24 protein-coding genes are annotated in these 26,384 nt (G+C 46.3%); 13 read left to right on the plus strand and 11 right to left on the minus strand.

Annotated elements, in window-relative coordinates; genetic code table 11:
• Positions 1-368 precede the first annotated feature (368 nt).
• Positions 369-1,940: a BCCT family transporter gene (locus F0231_RS11375; protein ID WP_171759949.1), complete on the plus strand. Its 1,572-nt coding sequence runs from the start codon at positions 369-371 to the stop codon at positions 1,938-1,940.
• A gap of 68 nt (positions 1,941-2,008) precedes the next feature.
• On the opposite strand, the gene F0231_RS11380 is transcribed toward F0231_RS11375, so the two are convergent.
• The 4 genes from F0231_RS11380 to F0231_RS11395 all read right to left on the minus strand — a co-directional run bounded on the left by F0231_RS11380 (position 2,009) and on the right by F0231_RS11395 (position 7,005).
• Positions 2,009-2,728: a 3'-5' exonuclease gene (locus F0231_RS11380; RefSeq protein ID WP_171759842.1), complete on the minus strand. Its 720-nt coding sequence runs from the start codon at positions 2,726-2,728 to the stop codon at positions 2,009-2,011.
• Between the two features lie 7 nt (positions 2,729-2,735).
• Positions 2,736-4,625, minus strand: a complete 1,890-nt coding sequence (locus tag F0231_RS11385; protein WP_171759843.1) for a DUF294 nucleotidyltransferase-like domain-containing protein — start codon at positions 4,623-4,625, stop codon at positions 2,736-2,738.
• A gap of 129 nt (positions 4,626-4,754) precedes the next feature.
• The gene (locus tag F0231_RS11390) at positions 4,755-6,503 is read right to left on the minus strand and encodes a formate--tetrahydrofolate ligase (RefSeq protein ID WP_171759844.1); all 1,749 of its coding nucleotides are present in this window, start codon (positions 6,501-6,503) and stop codon (positions 4,755-4,757) included.
• Positions 6,504-6,756: 253 nt separating this feature from the next.
• The gene (locus tag F0231_RS11395; RefSeq protein WP_171759845.1) at positions 6,757-7,005 is read right to left on the minus strand and encodes a hypothetical protein; all 249 of its coding nucleotides are present in this window, start codon (positions 7,003-7,005) and stop codon (positions 6,757-6,759) included.
• A gap of 242 nt (positions 7,006-7,247) precedes the next feature.
• Here F0231_RS11395 and F0231_RS11400 point away from each other — a divergent pair, with 242 nt between their 5' ends.
• From F0231_RS11400 to F0231_RS11440, 9 genes are all read left to right on the plus strand, one after another.
• Positions 7,248-7,892 carry a hypothetical protein gene (locus tag F0231_RS11400; protein WP_171759846.1) on the plus strand — a complete coding sequence of 215 codons (645 nt, stop codon included), beginning with the start codon at positions 7,248-7,250 and terminating at the stop codon, positions 7,890-7,892.
• Between the two features lie 9 nt (positions 7,893-7,901).
• Positions 7,902-8,585: an ABC transporter ATP-binding protein gene (locus tag F0231_RS11405; RefSeq protein ID WP_171759847.1), complete on the plus strand. Its 684-nt coding sequence runs from the start codon at positions 7,902-7,904 to the stop codon at positions 8,583-8,585.
• Positions 8,573-9,832: an ABC transporter permease gene (locus tag F0231_RS11410; RefSeq protein ID WP_171759848.1), complete on the plus strand. Its 1,260-nt coding sequence runs from the start codon at positions 8,573-8,575 to the stop codon at positions 9,830-9,832. The genes F0231_RS11405 and F0231_RS11410 overlap by 13 nt, the downstream gene beginning before the upstream one ends.
• 43 nt (positions 9,833-9,875) lie before the next feature.
• Complete coding sequence (locus F0231_RS11415) at positions 9,876-10,604, plus strand: outer membrane lipoprotein-sorting protein (protein WP_253825783.1); 729 nt, start codon at positions 9,876-9,878, stop codon at positions 10,602-10,604.
• A complete protein-coding gene (locus tag F0231_RS11420; RefSeq protein WP_171759850.1) occupies positions 10,604-11,863 on the plus strand; it encodes a hypothetical protein in 1,260 nt (419 codons plus the stop codon). The genes F0231_RS11415 and F0231_RS11420 overlap by 1 nt, the downstream gene beginning before the upstream one ends.
• Positions 11,863-12,900: a sensor histidine kinase gene (locus tag F0231_RS11425; protein WP_171759851.1), complete on the plus strand. Its 1,038-nt coding sequence runs from the start codon at positions 11,863-11,865 to the stop codon at positions 12,898-12,900. The genes F0231_RS11420 and F0231_RS11425 overlap by 1 nt, the downstream gene beginning before the upstream one ends.
• Before the next feature lie 6 nt (positions 12,901-12,906).
• On the plus strand, positions 12,907-13,698 hold the full coding sequence (locus F0231_RS11430) for a LytTR family DNA-binding domain-containing protein (protein ID WP_171759852.1): 792 nt from the start codon (positions 12,907-12,909) through the stop codon (positions 13,696-13,698).
• 98 nt (positions 13,699-13,796) lie between these two features.
• Positions 13,797-14,429 (plus strand): DsbA family protein, encoded by a 633-nt coding sequence (locus tag F0231_RS11435; RefSeq protein WP_253825778.1) that lies wholly within the window; start codon positions 13,797-13,799, stop codon positions 14,427-14,429.
• A 294-nt stretch (positions 14,430-14,723) separates the two neighbouring features.
• A complete protein-coding gene (locus F0231_RS11440) occupies positions 14,724-14,918 on the plus strand; it encodes a hypothetical protein (RefSeq protein ID WP_171759853.1) in 195 nt (64 codons plus the stop codon).
• Between the two features lie 55 nt (positions 14,919-14,973).
• Here F0231_RS11440 and dgcA read toward each other — a convergent pair whose 3' ends face one another.
• From dgcA to F0231_RS11455, 3 genes are all read right to left on the minus strand, one after another.
• Complete coding sequence (gene dgcA, locus F0231_RS11445; RefSeq protein ID WP_171759854.1) at positions 14,974-15,942, minus strand: N-acetyl-D-Glu racemase DgcA; 969 nt, start codon at positions 15,940-15,942, stop codon at positions 14,974-14,976.
• A 12-nt stretch (positions 15,943-15,954) separates the two neighbouring features.
• Positions 15,955-16,962 (minus strand): N-acetyltransferase DgcN, encoded by a 1,008-nt coding sequence (gene dgcN, locus F0231_RS11450; protein WP_171759855.1) that lies wholly within the window; start codon positions 16,960-16,962, stop codon positions 15,955-15,957.
• A 94-nt stretch (positions 16,963-17,056) separates the two neighbouring features.
• Positions 17,057-17,923, minus strand: a complete 867-nt coding sequence (locus F0231_RS11455; RefSeq protein WP_171759856.1) for a LysR family transcriptional regulator — start codon at positions 17,921-17,923, stop codon at positions 17,057-17,059.
• A 167-nt stretch (positions 17,924-18,090) separates the two neighbouring features.
• Here F0231_RS11455 and yegD point away from each other — a divergent pair, with 167 nt between their 5' ends.
• The 3 genes from yegD (at position 18,091) to soxR (ending at position 22,217) form a co-directional block, all read left to right on the plus strand.
• The gene (yegD, locus tag F0231_RS11460) at positions 18,091-19,443 is read left to right on the plus strand and encodes a molecular chaperone (protein ID WP_171759857.1); all 1,353 of its coding nucleotides are present in this window, start codon (positions 18,091-18,093) and stop codon (positions 19,441-19,443) included.
• A 218-nt stretch (positions 19,444-19,661) separates the two neighbouring features.
• Positions 19,662-21,572, plus strand: a complete 1,911-nt coding sequence (locus F0231_RS11465) for a methyl-accepting chemotaxis protein (protein ID WP_171759858.1) — start codon at positions 19,662-19,664, stop codon at positions 21,570-21,572.
• 180 nt (positions 21,573-21,752) lie between these two features.
• Positions 21,753-22,217, plus strand: coding sequence for a redox-sensitive transcriptional activator SoxR (gene soxR, locus F0231_RS11470; RefSeq protein WP_171759859.1), 465 nt, complete (start codon positions 21,753-21,755; stop codon positions 22,215-22,217).
• Here the strand turns inward: soxR and F0231_RS11475 are convergent.
• The 4 genes from F0231_RS11475 to F0231_RS11490 form a co-directional block, all read right to left on the minus strand.
• The gene (locus F0231_RS11475; RefSeq protein ID WP_171759860.1) at positions 22,191-23,066 is read right to left on the minus strand and encodes an AEC family transporter; all 876 of its coding nucleotides are present in this window, start codon (positions 23,064-23,066) and stop codon (positions 22,191-22,193) included. The two genes, soxR and F0231_RS11475, sit on opposite strands and share 27 nt — an antisense overlap.
• A 150-nt stretch (positions 23,067-23,216) precedes the next feature.
• A complete protein-coding gene (locus F0231_RS11480; RefSeq protein WP_171759861.1) occupies positions 23,217-23,693 on the minus strand; it encodes a peptide-methionine (S)-S-oxide reductase in 477 nt (158 codons plus the stop codon).
• Positions 23,694-23,897: 204 nt separating this feature from the next.
• Positions 23,898-24,896 (minus strand): cytochrome d ubiquinol oxidase subunit II, encoded by a 999-nt coding sequence (gene cydB / locus F0231_RS11485; RefSeq protein ID WP_171759862.1) that lies wholly within the window; start codon positions 24,894-24,896, stop codon positions 23,898-23,900.
• 12 nt (positions 24,897-24,908) lie between these two features.
• Positions 24,909-26,297, minus strand: coding sequence for a cytochrome ubiquinol oxidase subunit I (locus F0231_RS11490; protein ID WP_171759863.1), 1,389 nt, complete (start codon positions 26,295-26,297; stop codon positions 24,909-24,911).
• Between the last annotated feature and the right edge of the window lie 87 nt (positions 26,298-26,384).

The following is a 26,384-nucleotide window of genomic DNA, read 5'->3' on the forward strand; positions in this document are numbered from 1 at the left end:
TGCGGTTCCTTAGTTGGCTAATTTAAAGTAGGCGAAAATACAGCAAATGTGAGACGAAAAAAAGCCTCAAACATCACAAATCGTTGCTGGCATTCGACCTTTCTCAATAAAGGCTTCGGTGTACTTGTTTAGTACACGAATAATAAGACTTCTACAGTATAAGCTATGTTGGTTAATGACTAATCACTCACATGTCACTTTTCTTAAAATGTGGCTAAAAAACAGCTTATTACTGGAACAATGCGACAATCGGCGTACAATAATGAGAGGTGCATCAGATCGTAGTGTTTAAATAATCATTTTTAACTCTAACGATTTGCTTATCGACAGGCTGATGTACACGTAGGATAAAATGCTAGAGAGGAATGATGACTAAAGGCATAGATAAGTACAGTATCGACAGTACCGATTATACAATTGGTCAAGATAACGTACAAAAATGGGGCTTCGACGTGCACAATCCAGTATTTGGATGGAGTGCGGGTCTGATTGCAGTATTCTTGATTGGTGTGCTAGTTATGGACGCTGAATCTGCAAAAGCGACGTTGGATGGCATCAAATGGCAGATTATTGGTAATTTCGACTGGTTGTTTATCTGGTCAGGTAACTTGTTTGTTATTTTCTGTTTAGGTCTGATTATTTCACCACTAGGTAAAATTCGCCTAGGTGGTACGGATGCGACTGCAGACTATTCTTACCTTTCATGGCTTTCAATGCTATTCGCTGCAGGTATGGGTATCGGCCTAATGTTCTGGAGTGTTGCAGAACCTGTTGCGTACTTTACGGGTTGGTATGAAACACCACTTGGCGTAGAGGCGAACTCACCAGAAGCGGCGAAACTAGCGCTTGGTGCAACCATGTACCACTGGGGTCTACACCCATGGGCGATTTACGGTGTTGTTGCGCTATCACTTGCGTTCTTTGCCTACAACAAAGGCTTACCACTATCGATTCGTTCAATCTTCTACCCAATTCTTGGCGACCGTGCATGGGGCTGGGCAGGGCACATTGTTGATATTCTAGCGGTACTGGCGACACTATTTGGTCTAGCGACTTCATTAGGTTTGGGCGCTCAACAAGCTGCAAGTGGCATCCACCACGTATTTGGCTTGGATTCAGGCCTCGGCCTTCAAGTGATCGTCATTACGGTTGTTACTCTGCTTGCTGTGGTATCCGTGCTGCGAGGCATTGATGGCGGCGTTAAGGTGATCAGTAACATCAATATGATCGTTGCATTCTTACTGCTTATCTTGGTTGCACTGCTTGGTTACGCGATTGTCGTTGGCAATATTGGTACAACCTTGATGGCTTACCTTGAGAACCTTATCCCGCTAAGTAACCCGCATGGCCGTGAAGATGAAGCTTGGTTCCAAGGCTGGACAGTGTTCTATTGGGCTTGGTGGATCTCTTGGTCACCATTCGTAGGTATGTTCATTGCGCGCGTTTCTAAAGGTCGTACAGTGCGTGAGTTCATCACTGCGGTACTTCTAGTACCAACGGCAGTAACTGTGCTTTGGATGTCAACGTTTGGTGGTATGGCGATTGACCAAGTTATCAACGGCATTGGTGAGCTGGGTACAAATGGTCTGACTGATGTATCACTGGCAATGTTCCAGATGTTTGATGTATTGCCATATGGCTCAGTACTATCGATCATCGCGGTTCTTCTGGTTCTGGTATTCTTCATTACGTCATCAGATTCGGGTTCACTGGTTATTGATAGCATTACCGCTGGTGGTAAAGTTGACGCACCTGTGATTCAGCGTGTTTTCTGGGCATTTATGGAAGGGGCGATTGCGGTTGCACTTCTATGGATTGGTGGCGCTGAAGCGGTTCAAGCCCTGCAAGCTGGTGCAATTTCAACGGCATTACCATTTACCATTGTATTGCTACTAATGTGTGTAAGCTTACTAATGGGTATGCGAACAGAACGTCGCTAACCTAACTCACACCAAATAAAAAGGGACGTTATTGACGTCCCTTTTTCTGTTTTTATCACTACGTAAAACTAAACCCAAAGTTGGCTTATGGGCATTTTGCGATCGTAGTTATAGGCGATTTGAGCTTGCAGTAGCTCTGCGGTCGCGACAGCATCTGTTAACGCGTGGTGAGGCGTATATTGAGGTAGGCCATATCGAGTGCGACTCGCGCCTAAACGTACAGAGCCTGGCTTTTTGCCTCTGATCCTGTTGAACAGACCACCACTGGTTCTTTGCTGCATCAAAGTCTCGATGTGCATGGTATCCACAACAGGAAACTCGATACCTTCTTCTATCCGTGCCAGTAGCGCCGTATTAAAAAATTCCCGTTCTATACGCTGATAATGCACCACCATAACTTTGCCTGACATTTGTTTGAGCACTTCTTCATAAATGCCAGATAGGTCTGGCGCATCTAAAACGTCAGAGTGGGTGATGCCGTGAATAACAACAGACTCTTCTTCTAACTGCTTACGTGGTCGAACTGTCCAGTGGCGAGCCTGATTGATAAAGATACGGTTTAGATTAAACGGTACTGTACCAATGGTGATAATGTCGTCTTGTTCAGAATCGAGACCTGTCGTTTCAAAGTCCATCGCAAGAAAAGTCACTTCTTCTAGTGGCGTTGATGGATCGGGTACTCCTGCGCCGTAGTATTCTTTTAGTGCCTCGTTACGAACAACGTCGAGTTTACGTGCGAACTTGTTTGTCCAATCGATAGATGGCGCTGACATGAGCTTTTTTATCATGGTGTTCTCACTTAAAGTTGTTGCTGGCTTGATAGCGGAACTTCAAGAAGTTTTGCGCATTACTGAGTATTTGGAACGCATCTTTCAAGTTACGACGTTCAAAGTCTGATAGGTTCTCAGGCTCAATGTTGTTGTCAGGTTCAATCTGGTTTTCAACATCTAATGCTTGGTGGCGGATACGAACCATAGAGATAAACTCAAGAGCATCACTCAGATCTCTAGCTTTTCCTTTTGGAAGAATCCCAGCTTCGTGAATGTCATCGAGTCGTTCAAACGAGTTCTTAGAGCGCGAACCAACGGCCAGAGCATGAACACGAATCAAATCGGCTAACGGAGCTGTACCACGACGTTTGAGGTTGATCGAATTTTTATGTTGACCGTCTTTCTCCATCACGAAGTCTTTAAAGAAACCAAGTGGGGGTGTGCGGTTCATTGCGTTACGAGCAAGACAGGCCAAGAATCGGTTATTCTTGCGAGCACGTCTTACGATAAATCCATTCAGCTGTTCTGCCCATTTTAGGCGGCCATAGACCCCATCAAGGTCGAAGAAAATAGAGGCGTTCAACAATGCTTTGGGATTAGGGTTATCAATCCAGTCGGCGAAGCACTCTTCCCATTCACTTCGGGTCATGCGCCACTCTGGGTTTGTCGCCATGATATCGCCCGTACAGTATGTGTACCCGCATTGGTCGAGGCCATCACAGACTCGTTTTGATAGTTCGGCGAAGTAAGTATCGTGCTCTTCTTTAACGAAGGTGTTATCTAGGATAATAGCGTTATCTTGATCGGTAACCAGTAGCTGCTCATCACGTCCCATAGAGCCTAAGGCAACGAAGCAGTAGGGAACCGGTGGCGCACCAAGCTCTTCTTCTGCGAGCTCGATAATGCGCTGTTTGAAGCTTCGACCAATCACGGACATTGCGCTGCCAACCATGTGAGAGTTGGCGTCTTCGTTGACCAAACGGACAAAACTGTCTTTGACTTGCTCTGAGAGTGCCGCAAGTTCATCGACCGACTGTTGCTGGAAGATGCTGCTTACCAATAGCAACGAGTTTTGGGATTCATAACGAACAATGTCTGTTGCTTCAATAATCCCGATCGGTTGCTTGTCTTTAAGTACTGGTAGGTGGTGCACGTTGTAACGAAGCATGGTTAGCATCGCTTCATAAACGTAAGCATTGTGATCAAGAGAGATAACTTCTGTTGTCATCACAGAGCTGACTTCATCATTAGGATCTAAGCCTTGCGCAAGTACGCGTGTACACAGGTCGCGGTCGGTAATGATACCCACTAGCGGATTATTGTCATCTTCATCGTCGTCGGCAACTTCTGGATCAATGATAAGCAGTGACGAGACATTCTCTTCCGCCATTTTGATTGCGGCGTTTTGAATTGACTCTGTTTTCGGAATCGATGGGGCTTCTGTGGTTAACAGCGTGCGCACCTTAGAGGTGGTTAAATCGTTCTGTTCACTGCTGTTAGAGACAGTTTGGCGTAGGCGAGCGTTATCTTCTACTTCAACAAAATCAGCGAAGGCTTCATGGTTCTCATAAAGCTCTTGGAAGACTTCTTCAGGGATGCAGTAAAGTAAACTGTCCTTGGTTGCTTTTGCAGGGAAGCGAACCTTGTTGTTGGTGAGTAGACCCATTTGTCCAAACAGAGCACCTTCATCAAGGCGGTTATAGAGCTCTCCCTTGCGTCGGTAAACTTCGATAACACCGCTTCGAACCATGTAAAGATCACGAATCTCATCACCGAAGTGAATGACGGGTGTGTCTTCACGGTAGTAAGAGATTTCGACATGTCGCGTAACGTAATTAAGGACATCGTCTTCTAGTTCGTCAAAAGGAGGGTGTTGGGAGAGGAAATTCTTAATTTCCAATAGCTCTGCTTCCATGAAAACATCCGGTTCTTGAGAGTGTATAGCCTTAATGGTACATGATCTGGATGTTAAGGTCAGCGCTGAAAAATAAAAAGGCTAGGTGAGTTTGCCTAGCCCTGTATATAGATTTAAGCAGTATTGCGTTTAGCTCAATCCTGTAATGTTGCCGTCTTCATCTAAATCGAGATTCATAAACGCAGGCTTTTCTGGTAATCCTGGCATTGTCATGACGTTTCCGCATAGGGCGTAGATGAAACCAGCGCCAGCACACAGTTTGAGCTCTCGGACTGGAACATCAAAGCCTGTTGGTGCGCCTTTCACGCTGCCATCGGTTGAGATAGACAATGGCGTCTTTGCCAAGCAGACAGCAAGTTGATCAAACCCATTCGCCTTTAGTTGAGCGAGTTGTGTTTTCGCTTGTTCACTTAACGTCACGCTTGAAGCGCCATAGCCTGCTTCAGCCACGGCCATGAGCTTCTCTTCTGTACTCTGGTCAAAACGGTACAAGGGCTTAAAATTTGTTGGTGTTTCGCATTGCGCTACGACTTTCTGAGCCAGTTCAACAGTGCCTTCACCGCCATTGATGAAACCTTCGCTGATGGCGACCTCAACGTTGTTTGGCAAGGATTCAATCATGGTTTTTAGGGAATGCAGCTCTTTCTCACTGTCTTGTGGGAAGCGGTTAATCGCAACAACCGCAGGCACGCCATATTTGTTCACGTTCTCAATGTGCCATTTTAGGTTGTCGAATCCAGCGTCTAGCGCCTTTTCGTCATCTTCAAAGAGTGACTCAGGAATCGCTTGTCCCGGCTTTAAGTCGTAAAGACCCGAATTGGCTTTGAGACCGCGGAGCGTTGCAACAATCACTGCACAGTCTGGAGATTTGCCCGAGACTTGAGCTTTGATGTTACACGCCTTTTCAAACCCCATGTCAGAGCCGAAGCCACCTTCTGTCACTGTAAATTCGCTTAGCTTCGTTGCGATATTGTCAGCAATGATGGATGAGTTGCCGTGAGCGATATTCGCAAATGGGCCCGCATGGATAAGGGTTGGAACACCTTCAAGCGTTTGCATTAGTGTTGGTTCAATGGCGTCTTTCATGCTCACTGCCATTGCGCCTGCTACTTGCAAATCTTCAGTGGTAACTGGTCGTCCGTCGAAGTCGTAAGCGACAACAATGCTACCAATGCGGCGGCGCAGGTCAGATAGATTTTCAGCGAGCGCTAAGATGGCCATTAGCTCAGACGCTGCAGAGATATCAAAACCATCTTCACGTTCATATCCGTTAATGGTTTTACCCGCTTCATTGTGTCCGACAGTGACCATACGAAGCGCGCGGTCGTTGTGGTCCATGACGCGCTTCCAAACGACGTTGTTCGGATCGATTCTTAGCGCGGTTAGGCCACTGCGCTTTTCAAAATCTTCATAACCATTGCGCTGTTCATGATAAATACGAGCATCAATTGCTGCCGCTGCTAGGTTGTGCGCGGCAGTAACGGCATGGATATCACCGGTTAGATGTAAGTTTAACTCTTCCATTGGCGCGACTTGAGAGTAACCGCCGCCAGCCGCTCCGCCCTTAACGCCAAAGACAGGCCCCATTGAAGGTTGGCGAATGCAGGCCATCACTGAACGATTTAGCTTCGCTAGGCCTTGTGCTAAACCAATTGTGGTAACGGTTTTGCCTTCACCTAATGGTGTTGGAGTAATCGCCGTTACGAGAATCAACTTACCTGTAGAGTTCCCTTGCAGCCGATTGAAGGTTTCAAGTTTCACTTTCGCCTTATGGGCACCATGACTTTGGTATTCTTGATCTTGCAGCCCTGCATTTTGGGCAACTTGTTTAATAGGCAGAAGTGAAGTGTTTCGACAGATTTCGATATCAGACAGCATAAAACCCTCAAAATAGGCTTACTTTAAGTAAGGAAAACGTTTGCGTGAGCATAATAGCGCCAAAAACTGCTTTGTAAAGGTCTGAGTGCAGTGACTTATAGACTCACGAGGAATTATACGTGCCTCACAGTGGCCATTGCAAAGGAATAGCAAGGGTTTAATGAATGATGGGTTAAGGAGGGTTCGAGGACTAGAGAGTGTAAGGGGATTATATAATGCCTAACGCTAGGTCAGGCATTATAGATAGTATTGATTAGTGAGTGCGCTTAGGGCCATTTTTCACAAGGTCTTGACCTGTTTGGAAAACTTCTTCAGTTACCCAACGACCAAGTACTAGCTGGTGGTTATTATCCAGAACCGCGACAAAGCGTCGGCCATCGCTGTTGTTTGTTGCTAGAGCGACACCAGCAGCGTTATTCAGACCAAGTACACCGCTGTCTACCGCGACAAGAAACGCTTCAAGTTCCGCTAGGTCAGCAATAATTCTGTCGTCTTTAATCATTTTGTTGTCTCATCTTTGTTGCTTTCCCAATTACGAGGGAGGGCTGTGTTCAATTGAGCGTTACTTTAACGATCATAGTCACGAATTGCCACACCTGCATCAGTACCAAGCCGTGAATCGTTCACCATTTACTCCAATATTCTTCCATTGGCTCCAGTTAACCACCATTCGTCGCATACATCGGCAGCCTTTTCTTCGTCATCGTATTCTTTCACCATCAAATCAGACAAGGACAGAACACGATGAAACTAACCAGACTGAATACCCTTTTCGCTGCTGCGATCTTAATGAGTGCGCACGCTTTTTCTACGCCAAGTGAAACGCTCATTGCAGACTACAACCTCGCTGCTGAAGGTGATGAAGACAAAGTTGAACTGGTATTTGAACAGCTCGATAAGCAAATTCAGTCTCAAGGTGCGGATGCGCTGAGTCTGGTTTACCTAGGGAGTACCCAAACTCTGATGGGTCGTGATGCGTTTATGCCTTGGAACAAGATGAAATACACAGAGCAAGGATTGGCAACCATCAGTAAAGGCCTTGATTTACTTAGTTCGGTCTCAACGCCTATAGACCAGCAAGAGATTCGCCAAGGGTTACCTGAGTCGCTTCTCGCTAAAGCTATCGCTGGCGCTACGTTTACTTCACTGCCTGATATGTTTAATCACTTTGAAAGAGGCTATGACATCTTTCTCGATTTGTTATCCGAGGACGCTTTTGCCAAGCAACACTACGACGCGACATCTTGGATCTATATCTACGCCATCCAAGCAGCATTGCGCGCTGAAGATGGGAATCAAGCTCAGAAGTGGGTTGAGCAAATGCAAGCGAGAAACCCCAATCATCCGATGACCATTCAAGCGCAAGCACTTGTTGATTCTGCTGTTTAAGGGGGCGTTATGATTGACTTCAAAGCCGTGAGTAAGTCCTACTTTTTAGGACAGCAACAGGTACAGGCGCTCAATCAGGTAAGCGGAAACATTGCTCAAGGCGAGATGGTTGCGCTGGTTGGGCCGTCAGGTTCTGGGAAAAGCACGTTGCTAAACATCCTTGGATTGTTAGATATGACTTATCAAGGAGAGGTAAAGCTGAATGGCCGAGATTATCCGAAAGACGCCAAGCAAGCTGCACTACTACGCCGCACTCAACTTGGGTTTGTATTTCAACGTTTTAACCTGATCCCAGTCATGAGTGCTTGGGAGAACGTTGCCTACCCACTGATGCTAAATGGCTTATCGCTGCAAGACCAAAAGGCTCGTTCTTTAGCGATTTTAGACAAAGTAGGGCTGGGTGATTTTGCTGACCATCGTCCAGATAATCTTTCTGGTGGACAGCAGCAGCGTGTCGCTATTGCGCGCGCCTTAGTGCATAAACCACAACTCGTTATTGCTGATGAACCGACCGCAAGCCTAGATAGCAGCACCTCGAGCGTCGTGATTGATCTTATGAAGCAACTTGGGCACGAAATGGGCACCACCTTTGTTGTCGCAACCCACGACGCTCGAATGTCGGTTCAGTGTGACCGCAGCATTGAGCTGGTGGATGGTGTGATTAATCCGGAGGCAATCAAATGGGCAAGTTAATTCCAACTTCTATTCGTATTGCGTTTCTGAACTTGCAACGTAACCGTCGCCGTAGTGCGCTGTCAGTGATTATCGTTGCCATTGCCATCTTTGCTTTAACGTCAGCGGGTGGGTTTGGGCTTTACACCTACGACTCTCTCAAAGAGTCGACGGCGCGTGACACGGGGCATCTTACACTAAGCCAACCAGGGTATTTTGAAAATGATGAGGAGATGCCGCTTGCTAACGGCTTGGCGCAAACTCAACAAATCACCCAAGCGTTGATTGCACACCCGCAACTCCGTGGGGTTCAGCCAAGGATAGAGTTTACAGGGTTAGTTTCAAATGGCAGTAAGTCGACGATTTTTGTCGGTATTGGTGTCAATGAGCGAGAGTTCGATATGAAAGGGCCGTTTCTTGATGTGAGAGAAGGCAAAACGCTTTCCAGCCCTAACTCTTCTCGTTATGACCCGAGTGAGCCAGAAGTGATGCTAGGTGTCGATTTGGCTAAGAACCTGAAAGTGAAACCTGGAGACTGGGTGACATTACTTGCTACCACCAGTGATGGTGCATTAAATGCTTATGACTACAAGGTGAGAGGTGTCTACTCGACTGGTGTGCCTGAGTTAGATAAACGCCAGCTCTATATTCATATTCAGTCGGCTCAAGAGCTGTTGAGTACCGATAAAGTCAGCACATTGTCTCTATTTTTGTTCGAAACTGAGCAAACTCAGTTGATCGCTCAATGGGTTGAAAATCAACTCAGCGGTATGACGTTATCGCAGCCAATTGAAGTGACACCTTGGCAAGAGCGTGCGTTTTTCTACACAAAAGTAAAAGATCTCTATGACCGTATTTTCGGCATCATGGGCGCTGTAATGGCATTAGTTGTTTTTGTCGCTCTGTTCAACACCATGACAATGTCGGTGACAGAACGCACGCGTGAGATTGGAACGCTCTCTGCTCTGGGTACTTACCCTAATGAAATCGTCGCTAGCTTTATCAGAGAGTCGGCACTGTTAGCGGTGATTGGCTCCATGATTGGTGGCTTACTCAGTCTATTCGTTAGTGCCTTGTTGATGGTTGTCGACGTACAGATGCCACCACCACCGGGGCGAACAGAAGGTTACCCCCTCAATATCTATTTTTCTTTTGAATTGCTATCTATCACCGCGCTCGGCGTTGTGATGATATGCGTTGTTGCTGCATGGCTCTCTGCATCAAAAGGGGTCAAAAAGCCAATTACGGAGGCGCTGATTTATGTCTAATGTAAAAAACTTCAATCTAAGCCGTGTTCTTGTTGGCGCTTTGATGCTTATCGCAGTGTTGATGAGCTCAAACAGTGTCGCGAGTGATGTAGTTCAAATGGTCAAAAATGCAGACAACTATCGGTTAGAAGCGTCGTCAGCGAAAGTGGTATCACTGGTCAGTTTATATGAGAACGATCAGCTAGATAAAACTCGCGAGTACGCCGTCTATACTCGCCCAAATCGAGAGTCGCTGGTGCTGTTTAAATCGCAAGTGGAAGCAGGGCAAAAAATGCTGATGCTAGGCGACAACTACTGGCTAGTCATGCCGAAAAGTCGTCGACCAATTCGTATTACCCCAATGCAAAAGCTCTTGGGTGAGGCCTCTGTGGGAGACATCTCAACGCTAACTTGGAGTGAGGACTACGAGCCAAGCTTCGTCAGTGTCGAGTCCATTACCTTTGACGGCACTGAAAAGCAGGTAAATCGACTGGAGCTTGCTGCGACGACTAAAGGTGCGAGTTATCACCGCATTGATCTTTGGTTAGATCAACAGAGTGATTTTCCAATTAAAGCGGATCTCTATTTACGTTCTGGAAAACTGGCTAAGCAAGCGTGGTTTGAGCAAGGCGATCGTAAAGGACAGGCGCGAGTGGTCTCTATGACATTGCTTGATCAGATTCAGCCCGCTAAAAAGACGGTCATTGAGTACCAAGAGATTACCCAACAAGAGCTTGATGACAAATATTACAACCCAGCTTATTTGACTCGTAATGCGCTGTCGGAGCTGTAATGAATAAAGCGAAACTATTGCTAGTCACCGGTTTATTATCAGCGCCTGTTTTTGGGCTGCCTTTGAGCTTAGATTGGGACTTTCAGGTAAGTGGAAGTCAAACAGAGCATCGTCATTCAGTGTTGTTTCCTGACTCATATGTATCGTCATCTGAGAACATCGATGCTGTGTTAGATGTACAGGTCGAAGCGAATGGTTTCACAGGGCTGGTTGCATTCAAAGCCAACGACCTCTATCACTCAGACGCTTCGGTTTCTTATGATAGCGAACTGATCGTACAAGAAGCATTTTGGCAGGGGGGGCTTTTTGATCTTCCTATCGATATGACTCTTGGCAAAGTGCGACTGGATTGGGGTGTAGGATATGGTTACCGACCTCTGGATCTGTTTAAGCCTTATCGACGCAATCCGGTTGGCATTCAAGTAGAAGAAGGCGCAGGTACATTACTCGCCTCATATTTTGATATGTCCGGAGAGTGGAGCCTAGTCTATACCGATTCTTCATGGACTCAGCAAGAGGGCAGCGATCTAGAACAAGCGGCGCAGCAACAAGGTGCTGGGGTTCGTCGTTATGCGTTGCTCGGAGATACGGAGTGGCAGGCGATTGCTTACTACGATGATGTTAGAAAAGGTCTAGTTGGCGGATCGATAGTGACCGTTTTTGACCAAGCTTGGTCACTGCATGGTTCGGCGGTCTACCAACGAGAGTACCTAACGTATCAGCAGCACAGAGCGAATGTACCAGTTTCATTAACGACTGAAGATAACGGTTTTCAGGCACTCGTTGGCCTCAATTGGGCAAATTCGACTGGCAACAATATTATTCTAGAGTATTGGTTCGATAATCGAGGCTGGAGTCATAGCGAGTGGCAATCTGCATTTTCGTCAGCGTCAGGTATGGCTAATGTGGGGCAAACGCAGTTGGCGAGCTCGTATGCGCAAGGGCTCAACCAAGTCAATCTTGTGCAACATAACGTGATGTTTCACTGGTCGTTAGATTCAAGTAGCTGGAGTCATTGGGAGTGGTCTCAATCCATTCTTTGGCTTGAAGACTTAACGCCAACGTTTGATGTTCTCTATTCACCACAAGACCAAGGGGTCATAGCGACTCAGTGGCTCGATTACCAACTGTTTGACTCTGGGACGATCTCTTTTTCAACGGAATTCGCTGCTCGTTTTATGACAGGGGACAAAGAGTCGGTGTATGCAAATTTATCGGATAAGCGTATGATTTTTATAAATCTAAAAGGGAAGTTTTGATGACCGAAAGAAACCACTTTAGTTCTGATCTCGTTAAAAGTCTGATTTACACCTCGCTTTTCTGCGCTGTAATAGCGTTAGTGACTCAAACGATTTGGCAAAGCCGATATATAGAGCATTTGGCGATCAGCTTAGGTTACGGATACAGCTCGGTATTTGGTTCAGTGTTGATCAGTCGGTGGAAACCAGAACTGCCGACCAGAACGGTTAATCTCTTCTCGCTAGTCATTGCTATGGTACTTGGAACGGCCAACGCCTATTTTTGGCTTCAACAGTATGAAAGGTTCAGTGATTTAAGTCAGTTAAAGCCAGTTGCGGTACTCGGCTTTATTTTTACAGTGACCTGTTTCTTCTACTTCTACACACACGAACAAAAGCTTCTGGCGCAAAAAGAGTTAGAGAAAGCGAAGCGTATTCAATCAGAGCAAGAAAAAGCGTTAGTGATGAGTCAGCTTCGTCAGTTGCAAAGTCAGATTGAACCTCACTTTCTGTTTAATACATTGGCGAATGTAAACGCCCTTATCAGCCATGATCCCAATGCTGCGCAGCACATGTTGAGTAAGCTAACGGAATTGTTACGAGGTACCTTAGTTAACAGTAGGCAAGAGAGCTCTTCGCTGGAAGCCGAACTGAACTTAGTGGATGCCTATCTGGCTATTCAACAAATTCGTCTTGGTGATAGGTTGAGCTATCACATCGATAATCAACTCGAAACCGCCTTTCCACTCGCGCCACTTCTACTTCAGCCATTAGTCGAGAATGCGATTCAGCATGGTATCGAACCTAAAGTGGACGGGGGCGAAATATTGATTAAAGTCTCACAAAAAGAACAATTTATTTTGATTGAAGTGAATGACTCTGGGGTAGGCTTGTCAGGTTCAAGTACCATTCAAGGACATGGGATTGGGCTCAAAAACGTTCAAGAACGACTTAGCACCCTTTACGGTCATGAAGCGACATTAGCGATCAAGCAATCGAGTTTGGGGGGCGTTCAAGTCGCCATTGAAATCCCGACCAATATGTTGACCATAGGATAAATAGACATGAGAGCACAACAGGTTAGCGCTGTCATTGCCGATGATGAACCACTATTACGTCATCACCTTAACAAATTATTAGCAGATGCGTGGCCAGAGTTAGAGATCGTCGGAATGGCCAAAAACGGCCAAGAGGCGCTTGATTTGATTGAACAGCATGACCCTTGCGTTGTTTTCCTTGATATCAAAATGCCCTTGCTTGATGGTATGTCGGCAGCACGAACATTAGCCAAGAACGGGAGTCGTGCACATGTGGTGTTTATTACCGCTTATGATGAATTCGCAATACAAGCCTTTGACGCTAACGCTGCTGACTATCTGCTAAAGCCTGTAACTGACAAACGCTTGGATCAGTGTATAGCGAAATTACAAAGTCGAATCGAACAAGGCGAGCAGACGTCGGTACCAGATGTTTCACAATTGATTGAACAGATCCAACAACTTAACAGTAACGCGAAGCCAAACTATCTAACTTGGGTTCGTGCTAGCCAAGGGGAAGATATCCACCTTATTTCCGTTTCGGATATTCTCTATTTTAAAGCTGAAGATAAGTATGTTTCAGTGTTTGTAAAAGGCGTGAAGGGAGCGACTGAATATTTGCTCAGAACGTCGTTAAAGGATCTGATTCAGCAGCTCGACCCAGATCAGTTTTGGCAAATCCATCGTTCGACGATCGTGAATGTCTCGGCGATAGAGAAAGTGAAAAAAGTCATCACAGGTAAAATGGTTGTTGTTGTTGGCAATGAAAAACTGCCTGTGAGCCGTGCGATGCAGAGCCAATTCACCAACTTATGGTGATCGTGCTTCACCTTTGACAATAGGAAGTGGCAGCGTTTAGTTGATGCTCATATTCTAGGTCAACAAATCCTAGATAAAGTCTAATTAGGGAGGATTCAATGATGGACTTGAGCAGTAACCACAATCGACTTTACTACGTCTATGATCCCATGTGTGCATGGTGTTGGGGATACAACCCGACATGGCAAGAGATCGTTCAAGGACTTGAGGGCAAACTGGCGATTCAATATGTTGTTGGAGGTTTGGCGCCTGATTCAGATACGCCTATGCCATTAGAAATGCGAGAGCAGATTGCCTCTTACTGGCGTAAAATTGAAAACTTCCTCGGTACAGAATTTAATCATGACTTCTGGACGAGAAACACCCCTCGTCGTTCAACTTACCCATCCTGCCGCGCCGCGCTAGCAGCAAGAAAGCAGGGCGCAGAACGTGAAATGATCTCAGCGATTCAATCCGCCTATTACTTAGAAGCAAAGAACCCGAGTGACAGTGAGGTACTGTTAGATCTTGCGAGCACAATCGGACTAGATGTTGACCAGTTCAAACAAGACTTTGAGTCGGAACAATTGAATCAAGAGTTCCATGAAGAGCTCAACTTTGCGCGCAGCATCGGAGGAAACAGCTTTCCGTCTCTGTTTGTCCAAACTGAAAAAGGGATTGTTGAGCTACCGATAGATTATCAATCTTCGGCAACCACGCTGGCCCAGATAGAGAGCGTTATCTCGCGCTAGAAAGAATTACATCAAGCCAATCAGATCTTTAGTCAGGTATTACTCTGGAGGAATTATTTATTCCTGCAGTCATCTGTGAAAAATAGGAATTGGTTCATCAAATTGTGGGTAAAGCTTCACAGAACTGACATAAATGGGGAGCTTTACTCGCACTCGTTTTACTAGCTAAGCCTAATAAAAACGGGAGGTTTAAAGCAACCTTCTCTCCTTTCTAACTCCAAAGTTCATTTTGACAGTCAGTGAGAGTTTTCTACGCTTAAATTGGCTACAACGTCAGATGAAAAGGAGAACACAATGGCGAAGTTTCAACAGGACATTCCTAATCGAGTAACCGTGTATCATGACGATATTGATCAAGAGAAGGCGCTGAAAAATGCCATGCTCCCAGAGAAGCCTCGATACTTTAATGGTTCACCGACGTATGAAGCGTCAAGCATTGATGACTTCAAAACCAAGTTGAGCCAGATTGGAATGTCGTTGGACGTTTAAAACCAACCGACCTGTTAAAAAAGTAAGGCAGCGAATAAACGCTGCCTTTTGTGTTTTAAGTGAGATGAAGTTGGCCCGAATGGTAAGTTAATCCGTTTGGTACATCTGAACCAAGTAACACCGGCCCATCTAAATCGACGATTTCAGCATGAGTTGCGATTGGAAGCGCCGCTTTCATCGCGAGTGATGTTCCTAGCATACAGCCAACCATGATAGAAAAGCCCATTTCTCTAGCTTGCTGCTCTAGTAGTAGCGCCTCAGTTAATCCCCCAGATTTGTCTAATTTGATGTTGACCATCTCATAGCTGCCACTCAATTGAGATAGCTGTGCACGAGTGTGAACACTTTCGTCTGCACAAAGCGGGATGGGGTGAGCGATCTGTTTGAGTATATCATCTTTACCTGCAGGCAGAGGTTGCTCAATCATTGCGATATCAAAGGGCGCCAGTTCGTTGAATAGCGTATTCAAATCAAGTTCAGACCAAGCCTCATTGGCGTCGAGGATAATCTTACAGTTGGGTACGGCGCGTCGGACGGCGGCAACTCTCGCAACAACGTTTTCGGCATCCAACTTCACTTTGAGTAAGCTTGCTCCTTTCTCCGCGTACTGACGTGCTTGCTCGGCCATTGTACTTTCGTCACCCACAGATACCGTCATAGCAGTTTCGATGCTTGGCTTAACGTCAAAGTAAGGTGTAGGAAAATCCATAGAATCCGCTTTAGCGATGATATCCCAAAGCGCGCAATCTAGCGCATTTCGTGCTGCGCCAGCGGGTTTGGTTTGCAGCATTTGTTTGGCAGCTTGAGGGCTATGGGGTTGGAGTTCCTTTAGCCATTGATTGAGCTGCTCAGTCACGCTATCGACGCTTTCACCGTACCTTGGATAAGGCGTGCATTCTCCTTGCCCCTGTCTACCGAGATAATCAATCGTGACTCTCACCGTATGGCAATGGGTGCGAGCGCCACGTGAAATGACAAATGGCGTCGCTAATTCGATGGAGTGGGAAGAGACTGTGATCTTCATTCGTCAGCCTCGCTAAAAATGGTTGACTAACTGCTTGGCGATAGAATCAATGCCAAAGCGTACAGGGTCAGTAACAGGCACGTTAAATTGCTCTTGCCAATCAGCGCAGAGTGTTTTTGCCTCCTCTTCGTTAAGCGAGGATGTATTTAAGCTAATGCCTGCAAGTTTAGCATTTGCGTTGGTAAGACGTGCAGCGGCTAAGTTGGCCTCTATCGTCGCTTCAATACTCGGAAGCTGACAATGGGGTAGGTGACGAATATGTGGTCGGTCGACTTCATGGCAAAGTACCAAAGCGTCCGCTTGAGCACCATGCAGTAATCCAAGACTCACGCCTGCAAATGATGGGTTAAACAGAGAGCCTTGTCCTTCGATAATATCCCAATCATGATCCGTGAAATCTGGGCTAATGGCTTCCACAGCCCCAGAGATAAAATCGGCGACGACAGCATCAATAGAAATTCCGCTACCATCAATCAGAATGCCTGTTTGTCCTGTTGCCTTAAACTGAGCATCAACTCCGACTTGTTTGAGCGACTTTTCTAAGGCTAGGGCCGTGAACATTTTACCTACTGAGCAGTCAGTGCCTACCGTCAATACTCGCTTGCCTTGACGCTGCTTTCCGTTACCGACATCAAGTGCTGCATCATAGTGGCGAACATCATGCAGTTTTGTTGTACCTTGTGATTCCAACATGGCGAGTTCTGTAATATCGCTTAGTCGAGAGTGCATACCTGACGCGATTTCAAAGCCCATCTCCGCTGCGGTGGTTAAGGTTTGCTGCCAATTACTCGGAATGACACCTCCGGCATTCGCTGTGCCAATCACTAAGGTCTTTGCGCCTTGCTGCTTTGCTTGTTCCAACGTAAGGTCAGACAAGCCGAGAGAAACCGTCTCTGGTGTGAGCCTAAGTTGACCGACACAAGAGTCTGGTCGCCATAGCGCAATTCCGCGCGCTGTTTTTGCTGCAATTGGGTCGGTAACATCGCCTAGAAAGAGCAAGTAAGGTTGAGCAATAGACATAAAAATTCCTTATCGTGACATAGCGTTCAGAACACTCTATGGGTATCGCGATAAGGAGACGAATGCTTATTTGATGACCAAGTATAACGTCAGGTTATAGGCTTATTTCTAGCTGTTCGATGAACCATTTGGCAGCAATGCTTAATGGGTAGTGAGGAGCGTGAAGTAAAGAGACAGCAACGGTGATATTTGGCTCAAGTGAAAGAGTCTGGACTCGATTGCGATATTGGCTGGCTGTCCAAGGATCGACAATGGCGTAGCCCGCATCTTGCGCGACAAGCTCAGCTGCCGCGCTGTAGTTACGTACCGTGACTCGAGGGTTGTATTCTGGCGCTAAAGCGTGAATCGCTTGAAGAAGTTGAATGCCTAAAGGATCTCTCGTATCTAATGATATCAATGTCTTATCATCGTTGAGCAATTGTTCTAAGCTGAGTGATTCAGGGTGTACGCTCTCTTTGGGCGCAAGTACCTTCATTTCTGACTTCAGTAGTTCTTTGTGGACTAAAGGAGCTGGGGCGTCATCACCAAAGCAGATGGCGAGATCGAGCTCGTTTTTAATTAAAGCGTCGCAAAGTTCATTTTGGTTGGCGGTAGAGACTTCAATCGTATAATTGCCCTGCTTGCATATTTGAGCAATGACTGGTGCCAAGATTGTCGACGCCAAAATCGGTGTTGTCCCGATGGTCAGGTGTTTTTTACCCGCTTTAATTTTATTGGTCAGATTACGGAACTGCCCGAGCTGTTGGTAAACCTTTTCGGCTTCGGGTAGGAGTAAATGCGCCTCTTGGGTTGGCACAAGGCGGCCTTTGATTCGCTCAAAAAGAGAAAAGCCCAATTGTTGTTCGGTATGGGCAAGGATTCGGGTAACGTTGGGCTGAGAGACGTGAAGCTGCTTGGCGGCCCCAGAAACCGTACCTGATTTCATGGTGGCGTAGAACACTTCTAACTGTCTTAAATTCATTCTCGATCCCAATCGTCCTTTTGTGTTGCTTTGCACTTTAAATCAAATTGGTGAATTACAAAAGAAAACTCAAATCGAGGTTGACCCATCTATCGGTCTAGGCTTTACTATCCGGCTCGCAAAATTTGGCTTGTTCAAGCCCAGTATCGTGAAAAGAGGTAAATCACATGTCTATCGGTTTCGATTATGGAACAGCAAATTGCTCAGTCGCTCAACTTGTAAATGGACAAGTACAACAAATACCTCTGGTCGGTGATGACTATTACATTGCCTCGACGCTATGTGCACCCACTTCAGAAGTGGTTTCGGAATACCTGTTCCGCGTCCTCAACATTAAGCCACATGACAGTGTTGGTGAAGGCGTATTAAGGCGTGCTATTAAATTGAATGATGAAGAGGGGCTTGATGTCCGTAGCGACGATGTAAAGTTCGGTCGCGAGGCACTAGACCTCTATCTCGAAGACCCAAAAGATGTTTACTACGTTAAATCGCCAAAGTCCTTTTTAGGGGCGATGGGATTACGTGATATGCAGTTATCATTTTTTGAAGATCTCGTATGTGCCATGATGGCCAATATTCGCTTAAAGACAGAAGCGGCGCTGCAAAAAGAGGTCACTCAAACTGTGATCGGCAGACCCGTAAACTTTTTAGGTCGCGGGGGTGAAGAGTCGAATATTCAGGCTGAAGGTATTTTACGTCGTGCGGCGAACCGCGCTGGATTCAAAGATGTCGAGTTTCAGTTTGAACCTGTGGCAGCAGGACTTGAGTACGAAGCTTCATTAACTGAAGACAAAAATGTGCTGGTGGTTGATATTGGCGGTGGTACTACGGACTGTTCATTCCTGCGCATGGGCCCAAGCTGGGCGGGGAAACAAGACCGCCGAGACTCCCTTTTGGCACACTCAGGCCAAATGGTGGGTGGTAACGACCTAGATATTTTCACCGCTTTCAAACGTTTTATGTCTGAGTTTGGTATGGGCACTCAAACCTTAGCTGGCTTAGAAATTCCAACGACTCAATTTTGGAACCCAATTGCGATTAACGACGTTCAGGCTCAACGTAAATTCTATGCTCACGACAACCTTAAAACGTTAAAAGGGATGGTGAAAGACGCCAAGCAGCCAGAAAAGCTGCGTCGTTTAGTTGAACTTCATCAAGGAACGATGGGCTACGCTGTAATTCGCGAAGCAGAGCAGACAAAAATCGCTCTAGGTGAACAAGATAGCTATCAAGCACTTATTCATCTTGAAAACGAGGCGGTTTCAATTCCTGTGTTGAAAAATCAAATGGAAGAGGCGATCGCGATTCCAACCGCAAAAATTCAAGCTTTAGTGGAAGAAGCGATCAAACAGAGTGGAATTAAACCTGACGTTGTCTACATGACAGGTGGTTCGGCTCGTTCTCCTATCTTAACCAATGCTGTAAAAGCGCTATTGCCTGATACCCAAATCGTCAGTGGTAACTACTTTGGTTCGGTTACCGCAGGGTTAGCTCGTTGGTCGAATTTGATTTACGCCTAGGCGAGATCTCACTACAAACCCTTTAATAGCTTAAAGCATCATCAAAACGCCTCCTTGATTCTAGGAGGCGTTTTTGTATCTGTTAAATACTCCCTCTAAACAGCGAAATCTACACCGTCACTGGATCTTTGCCATATTGCGGCCACAATTATTTATAAAATACACAGTAAGATTTCGAATAGTTTGAATCGGTCAGCGACACGATAAAGGATTGGGTGATGCGAAACTTAGGATTTAGAAAACTGCTACTTATCTCAATCATTGGTTTAGTGGTTTTGTCAGTCTCTACGTCTAGTTATGTAGCGTATGTGAAGAAAAAAGACGCTTTGGTTGAATTGATAACCAAGGCGAATCAAGACTATGTAAAAAGTGAAGCTGAGCAGATTGCAAGTCAGTTAAATGAGAAGGTTCAGGGACTCGATAAGCTTGGTAGCCACTATGACAACAAGGCGATTACTGGGTCTGCGGATGACTTTATTGAACTCACGCATTTGTTTGCTAAGGCGATGAACCTCAATAGCTCAGTCGTGGCATTTACAAATGGTGATGCTTATTGGAATCAGACCGCGAAAACTTGGCCAAATCACAAGTTCGATGGTGATGTAACCACGCGAGGTTGGTATCAACTGGGGCGACGAAGCGCGACAGCAACCATCTCTGAGCCTTATCTGGGGAGTGAAGGGGATGTCTATTGGGTCTCGATTGTGCGCAAGACAATGAGCGGTATGATCTCAGCAGATATGCAGTTAGGTTTTCTCAATGAAATAGCCAAAAATGCCAATGAGATACCTGGGGCGGTCGCAATTATTCTTAACCACGACAAAACGGTCTTGGCGTCATCCATGGGAGATGTAAAAGCAGGAGTCAAGGCAGACAGCATCGACTGGTTGAATAAGGTAGCGCAGAGCTCTCTTGGACAAGAAGATGTCGTGTTTGACGGGTTTTTGGGGGACAAAGAAAAACTGTTCTTCTCTCATCAAATTAAAGTGGCAGACAAGAGTTGGTATTTCGTTGTCGGTTTAGAGAAAGCTGTCGCTTTTGCGGCTCTTTCATCGGCAAGAAACGCGGCTATTACGACGGCGATTCTAGCAACAGTGGTGAGTATTATTGTTGCTTTGATCATTATGAACATCCTTTACCGACCAATTTTAGTGCTGAAAGAGACCATCTCAGGTTTGAGCCAAGGCAACGGTGATTTAACTCAGCGAATTGAAGTGAAAACAAACGATGATTTAGGCCAAATATCAGAAGGGGTAAATGCGTTCATTGCCAATCTCCAAGCCATGATGTTGGAGATTCGAGCTGTTACTGATCATCTCAATGAGAACGTTGATCGAATGAAAGATCAAAGTCAGCGCAACAGTGTGATTCTTCAAAGCCATGTGCAAGAGACTGAGCAAGTCGTCACAGCCATAGAAGAGATGAACTCTACCGCTGAATCGATGGCGACCGATGCTGCCAATACAGCTCAGTTGACGCATAAAGCGAATGAGGCCAGCTCAGGGTCAAAACAGACAGTGACGCAAGCACAAAACAACGTTCAAGATTTGGTTGAAGACGTCAGTCGCGCCTCAGACAGCGTGAACAGCATGGCATCAGAAACCGATGGGATTAATACGATTCTTGGCGTGATTGGGGACATTGCCGAACAGACTAACTTACTTGCTTTGAATGCAGCGATTGAGGCGGCACGAGCGGGTGATCAAGGCCGTGGTTTTGCGGTTGTAGCTGACGAAGTGCGTAACCTTGCGAGTCGCACGAAAGACAGTACCGAAGAGATTGAAGCTGCATTGGCGAGTCTACTTAAAGGTAGCCAGTCAGTTGTTGATTCAATGGACTCAACCAAGCAGAAATGTGCACAAACGGCAGAAGGCACTGGCGAGGTTTCCGAGAGTTTGGATGTGATGACGCAATTTGTTACTGATATCAATGATCTTAGTACTCAAATCGCGACTGCTGCAGAAGAGCAAAGTAGTGTGACCCAAGAGCTGAGCCGCAATATGACTGCAATTAACGACATCGTAGGTGAGCTTGACAGTAACGGTCAAACCGCGCTTGAAGAGGCGCAGAATATTTCCGATATGAACGAAAAACTGACGTCTATTGTAGGGCGCTTTAAGTTGTCATAAGAGAGGTTAAACCCAAACCCTACTATAGAGCCGCGACTTTCTACGTGACAATGTCACCTCGCTCTGTGAAGTGTGAGCTATTTTTAAGCTTTTAGTTCACACTCTTCCATTCTTAATGTTACTTTAAACCTCAAGTTAACTTTAGCTATTGTCAAAATTAGGTGCGTTTCGGAGATCAATATGGAAATGAGTGTTGGAGAGGTGGCGAAAAGGGCAGGGATAAAAGTATCCGCTTTACACTTTTATGAGCAGAAAGGGTTAATTCACAGCTGGCGAAATCAGGGCAACCAGCGCCGTTATGAACGCGGTGTGCTCAGACGAATCGCTGTTATCAAGGCGGCTCAAGAGGTTGGGCTTACGTTAGATGAGATTGTCCAGTCGCTAGCTCATCTACCAAAACATCAGGCGCCAAGTCGTAAAGAGTGGGAAGTCATGGCATCAGGTTGGAAAGCGATGTTGGAACATCGAATTCAGCAGATGAAAGCACTGCAAGAGGACCTTGGAGGATGTATCGGCTGTGGTTGCCTCTCAATGGAGTCATGCGCTATCTATAACCCTCAAGACATCCGCGCTGAAACATTCAAAGGCAAAACACTCCTTTCGCACCCTGAAGAGTGGTTACAACGACAGAGCGAAACTGAGTAGTAAAGGTAGCGACAGGATACTGAAAAAGTTTCCAAACAATACCATCGAGGCGACTCTGCTTGGCTCGACTTGGAAACGTTCGGCGAACAGATAATTCATTACCGCTGGTGGTAGCATGGTGAACAGTACCATCATTTGCAGTTGCAAGGTTGGCAGTGGTATTAACCAGTAAATAACGGCGAAGGCGATGGCACCTGTGAATAGCGACTGAACAGAGCAAAGAATTCCGATTTTTAGACCACTTGACCGAAGGTTGCACATTTGGGCTCCTAACGAGAGCAGCATAACAGGTACGGCGGCTTGACCTAATAGAGCCGTGGCTTCATACAGTGGCGACCAAACTCCCACACCTGATAGATTAAGTATTAATGCGCAGCTTGCGGCGAGAAATATCGGCATCTTAATAATCTGTTTTAGAGGGTTGCCTTCGCTCAGTAGGGTTAAGCCAATACTGATATGTAAACAGGTTGAAACCACAAACAGAAGCACTGCAGGCGCTAAAGCTGTGTCGCCAAAGGTGTAGGTAAAGAGGGGTATGGCTAAATTACCGCTATTGCGGAACATGTGAACGGGTGCCCAAGCCTTGTAGTTGAGCTTTGAGAGTCTACATATCGGCCACATAAGTAGCCCAGGCAGTAAGACGGCGACTAAAGATGCGCTTAGTAGGGGAACTTGGTCGATATCCAATGGCATAGAGACCAGCGAAGAAAAGACCAAAGCCGGGATAAACGCATTCATGTTGATATGATTGATCGGCTGAAAATCAGGTTTTATCCAGCGCCCTACGGCAAAGCCCACCAAAGCAAGGGCAAATACAGGAAATAGAATCCCTACAACTTGTTGAATCATAACTACCTTGTCAAAATGCTCTTTCCCATCCCAACTACCCAACTTAGCCGAATCTTTAAAGATTAAATAGCGTTACCCTGAGTTGTAGTGAGATATCTGACATTGTTCACGCCCACCCTGTATGAGCGTGAACGTAGGTAAGTAAGAGAATTACTGACGATATTTACCCAGTAGGTCGATAGGAATGTGGCAGTAATCGTTGGGGAAGCGAGTCAAACGGTCTTGATGTTCATCATCACTGCGAACGTAGTTGGACAACGGCTTTATCTCTACCGCAATTTTGTGTTTGTCTGAGCGATTATCGATAAAGGCTTGAGCCTGCTCTAGATGCGATGAATCTTGGCTGTAAACGCCAGTGCGGTATTTCAGACCGACGTCTTCCCCTTGTTGATTTACACTGTATGGATCAATGATTTCAAAAAGATAGCCCATTAGCGTTTCGACACTGACGACATTGGGATCGAATTGGGTTTTGACACACTCAGCATAGCCATCATAATCGCTTTGAGTGGTGTCAGTGGTTCCGTTGGCTCTTCCCGCTTCGGTTGATTTTACCCCCGGAAGATGTTTCATAAATTCTTGAACACCCCATAGGCATCCGCCAGCAAAATAGATCTCTTCTAACACTTCATTGTTCCACTACTGATAGAGTCAGCGTATTAGAGCAGACTTTGCCGTGCAGAAATAGGCTCCTCTGCTCTTACCAGACAGCGTCGTTTGTCTAACCGGGCATGATAATAAAGCGCAGACCATAGGAGAACAGGGCGAGTATACCGACACTGATCGCCCAGATACTGACAAACCAAACGATCTTCGATGCAGTGCGCTTCATCAGTGATACCCCTCGCCATGATTAAGTTTGCCTCGGAATACCCAGTATGAGTAAGCACTGTAAGCGATGATTAAAGGGAGTAGGATCACCGCACCTGCAAGTAAAAAGCTCAAGCTTGAGTCAGGTCCTGCTGTTTCTGAATAAGTCAGGGCGAAAGGGACAAGGTAAGGGAAGGTGCTGACACCAAACCCAATCGCAGAAATCACAAACAGCCCAATACCACAAAGGTAAGCTCTGAGCGCCTTATGCGAGAGCAGTGATTCAAACAGCTGCCAAATGCACAGTGCGGCGACGCATGGAATACCCAAGAATAATAATGCGTTAGGCAGACTGAACCAGCGAGCGAAGACAAGCGGGTTGCTCAGTGGTAGCCATAGACTGACGACAATGATGCAAAAGACGAGAGCGAGCCCCCACCGTTTGGCGATCGTGTAGTAGCGCCCGATAAGGTCATTGGGCAATTTCATTATCAGCCAACAGGCCCCGAGTAGGCTGTAAGCGCACATCAAAGCGAACGCACAGAACAAGCTAAATGGACTGAGCCAGTCGAACCATCCTCCCGTGTAAGAACGCCCTTCCACGCTGATTCCTTGGAGTAACGCGCCGAGCATGATCCCTTGCATCAGTGTTGCCATTAAAGAACCGAGGAAGAATGCGCCATCCCACAAGAATTGACCGCGCTTGGTTCTAAATCGATATTCAAAAGAGACACCGCGTAGAATTAACCCTAATAACATAATGATCAAAGGGGCATACAACGCTGGCATAACAACGGCATAAGCGAGCGGAAAGACAGCAAAAAGGCCTCCGCCCCCAAGTACAAGCCAAGTTTCGTTCCCATCCCACACGGGGGCGATGCTATTCATCATGAGATCTCTTTCAGATTCACTGTGTGCGCTCGGAAAAAGAATGCCAATGCCAAGGTCAAAGCCATCCAAAATCACATAGATGAGTACCGCGAGTCCGATGAGTCCATACCAGATAAGTGCGTAGTCCATAGTTTTGCTCCTTTAAGGTAAATGGTTCGAATGCGATGCTGGATGAGTCTCACTACCATCAGGAAGACGGCTCTCTAACGCTTGCTCGTATTTAGTTGGCGATTTGCGCATCAGTCTCAGTAGATAGAAAAAACCTGCTCCAAAGACGACAAAATACACAACAATAAACGCGGTTAAGGAGACGCTTACTGCTGCGGCATCAATAGGAGATGCGGAGTCAGCTGTCGTGAGCAGGCCATAAACGGTATAGGGTTGGCGACCAACTTCTGTTGTTATCCAACCAGCAAGAACTGCAATAAAGCCAGCGGGTCCAAACAGGGTGCATGCTTTTAAGAACCATGTGGTTGTGTACAGTGCGCGAGTCTTGCGTAACCACAGGCTGGTGAGCCCAAGAAGAAGCATGCCAAATCCGATGCCCACCATGATACGGAAGCTCCAAAACACGATGGCGACAGGAGGGTGTTTGTCTTCGTCGAACGCATCTAACCCTTTGACTTCGCCGTTCCAATCATGAGTTAAGATCAAGCTGCCCAGGTTAGGAATCTCAACAGCGTAGTCGACTTGCTTAGTCTCTTCGTTGGGTAACCCGAACAGAATCAGAGGCGCACCTTGGTGAGTCTCAAAATGCCCCTCCATCGCCGCCACTTTGGCAGGTTGATGTTCTAGTGTGTTTAGGCCATGCATATCACCCGCGACAATTTGTATTGGCGTGACGACGACGGCAAGCCACATCGCCATCGAAAACATGGTTCGTGCGAGTGGGTTGTGCGGTGCTTTTACAAGATGGTAAGCCCCAACTGCTGCAACGACGAACGCGGTGGTCAGATAGGCTGCCAGCAGCATGTGTACAAGCCTGTAAGGGAACGAGGGATTAAAGACGACTTCAAACCAACTTTCGGGGACAAATTGACCTACCTCGTTGATGCTGTAGCCTGCCGGCGTTTGCATCCAACTGTTGACGGAGAGTATCCAAAACGCAGACAAAAAGGTGCCAAAAGCAACGATGCACGTCGATACAAAATGGAGTTTCTTACCGACTCTATCCATACCAAACAGCATTACGCCAAGAAAGCCAGCTTCCAAAAAGAACGCGGTGAACACCTCGTACCCCATTAGCGGCCCGAGCACTGGCCCTGTTTTGTCTGCGAATACGCTCCAGTTAGTCCCAAACTGATAACTGAGCACAATGCCGCTGACCACGCCCATACCGAAGCTAATGGCAAATATCTTCAGCCAGTATTTGTAGAGTTGCAGATACTTCTCTTGGTTGGTTTTAAGCCATAAACCTTCAAGTACGGCCAAATAGCTGGCCAAACCAATCGTGAATGCTGGAAAAATGATGTGGAACGAGACCGTAAAAGCAAACTGAAATCTTGCTAAGTCGACCGCTAGCGTGTCCATAAGCTTCTCCTATAACGAAGACAAACTTATGTACGGAGTGTGAATCGAGATTGGTCACACTCGGTAAATAAAATCTGTCCATATCGC

It is taken from the genome of Vibrio sp. RE86 (genome assembly GCF_013114545.1).
Classification (GTDB): domain Bacteria; phylum Pseudomonadota; class Gammaproteobacteria; order Enterobacterales; family Vibrionaceae; genus Vibrio.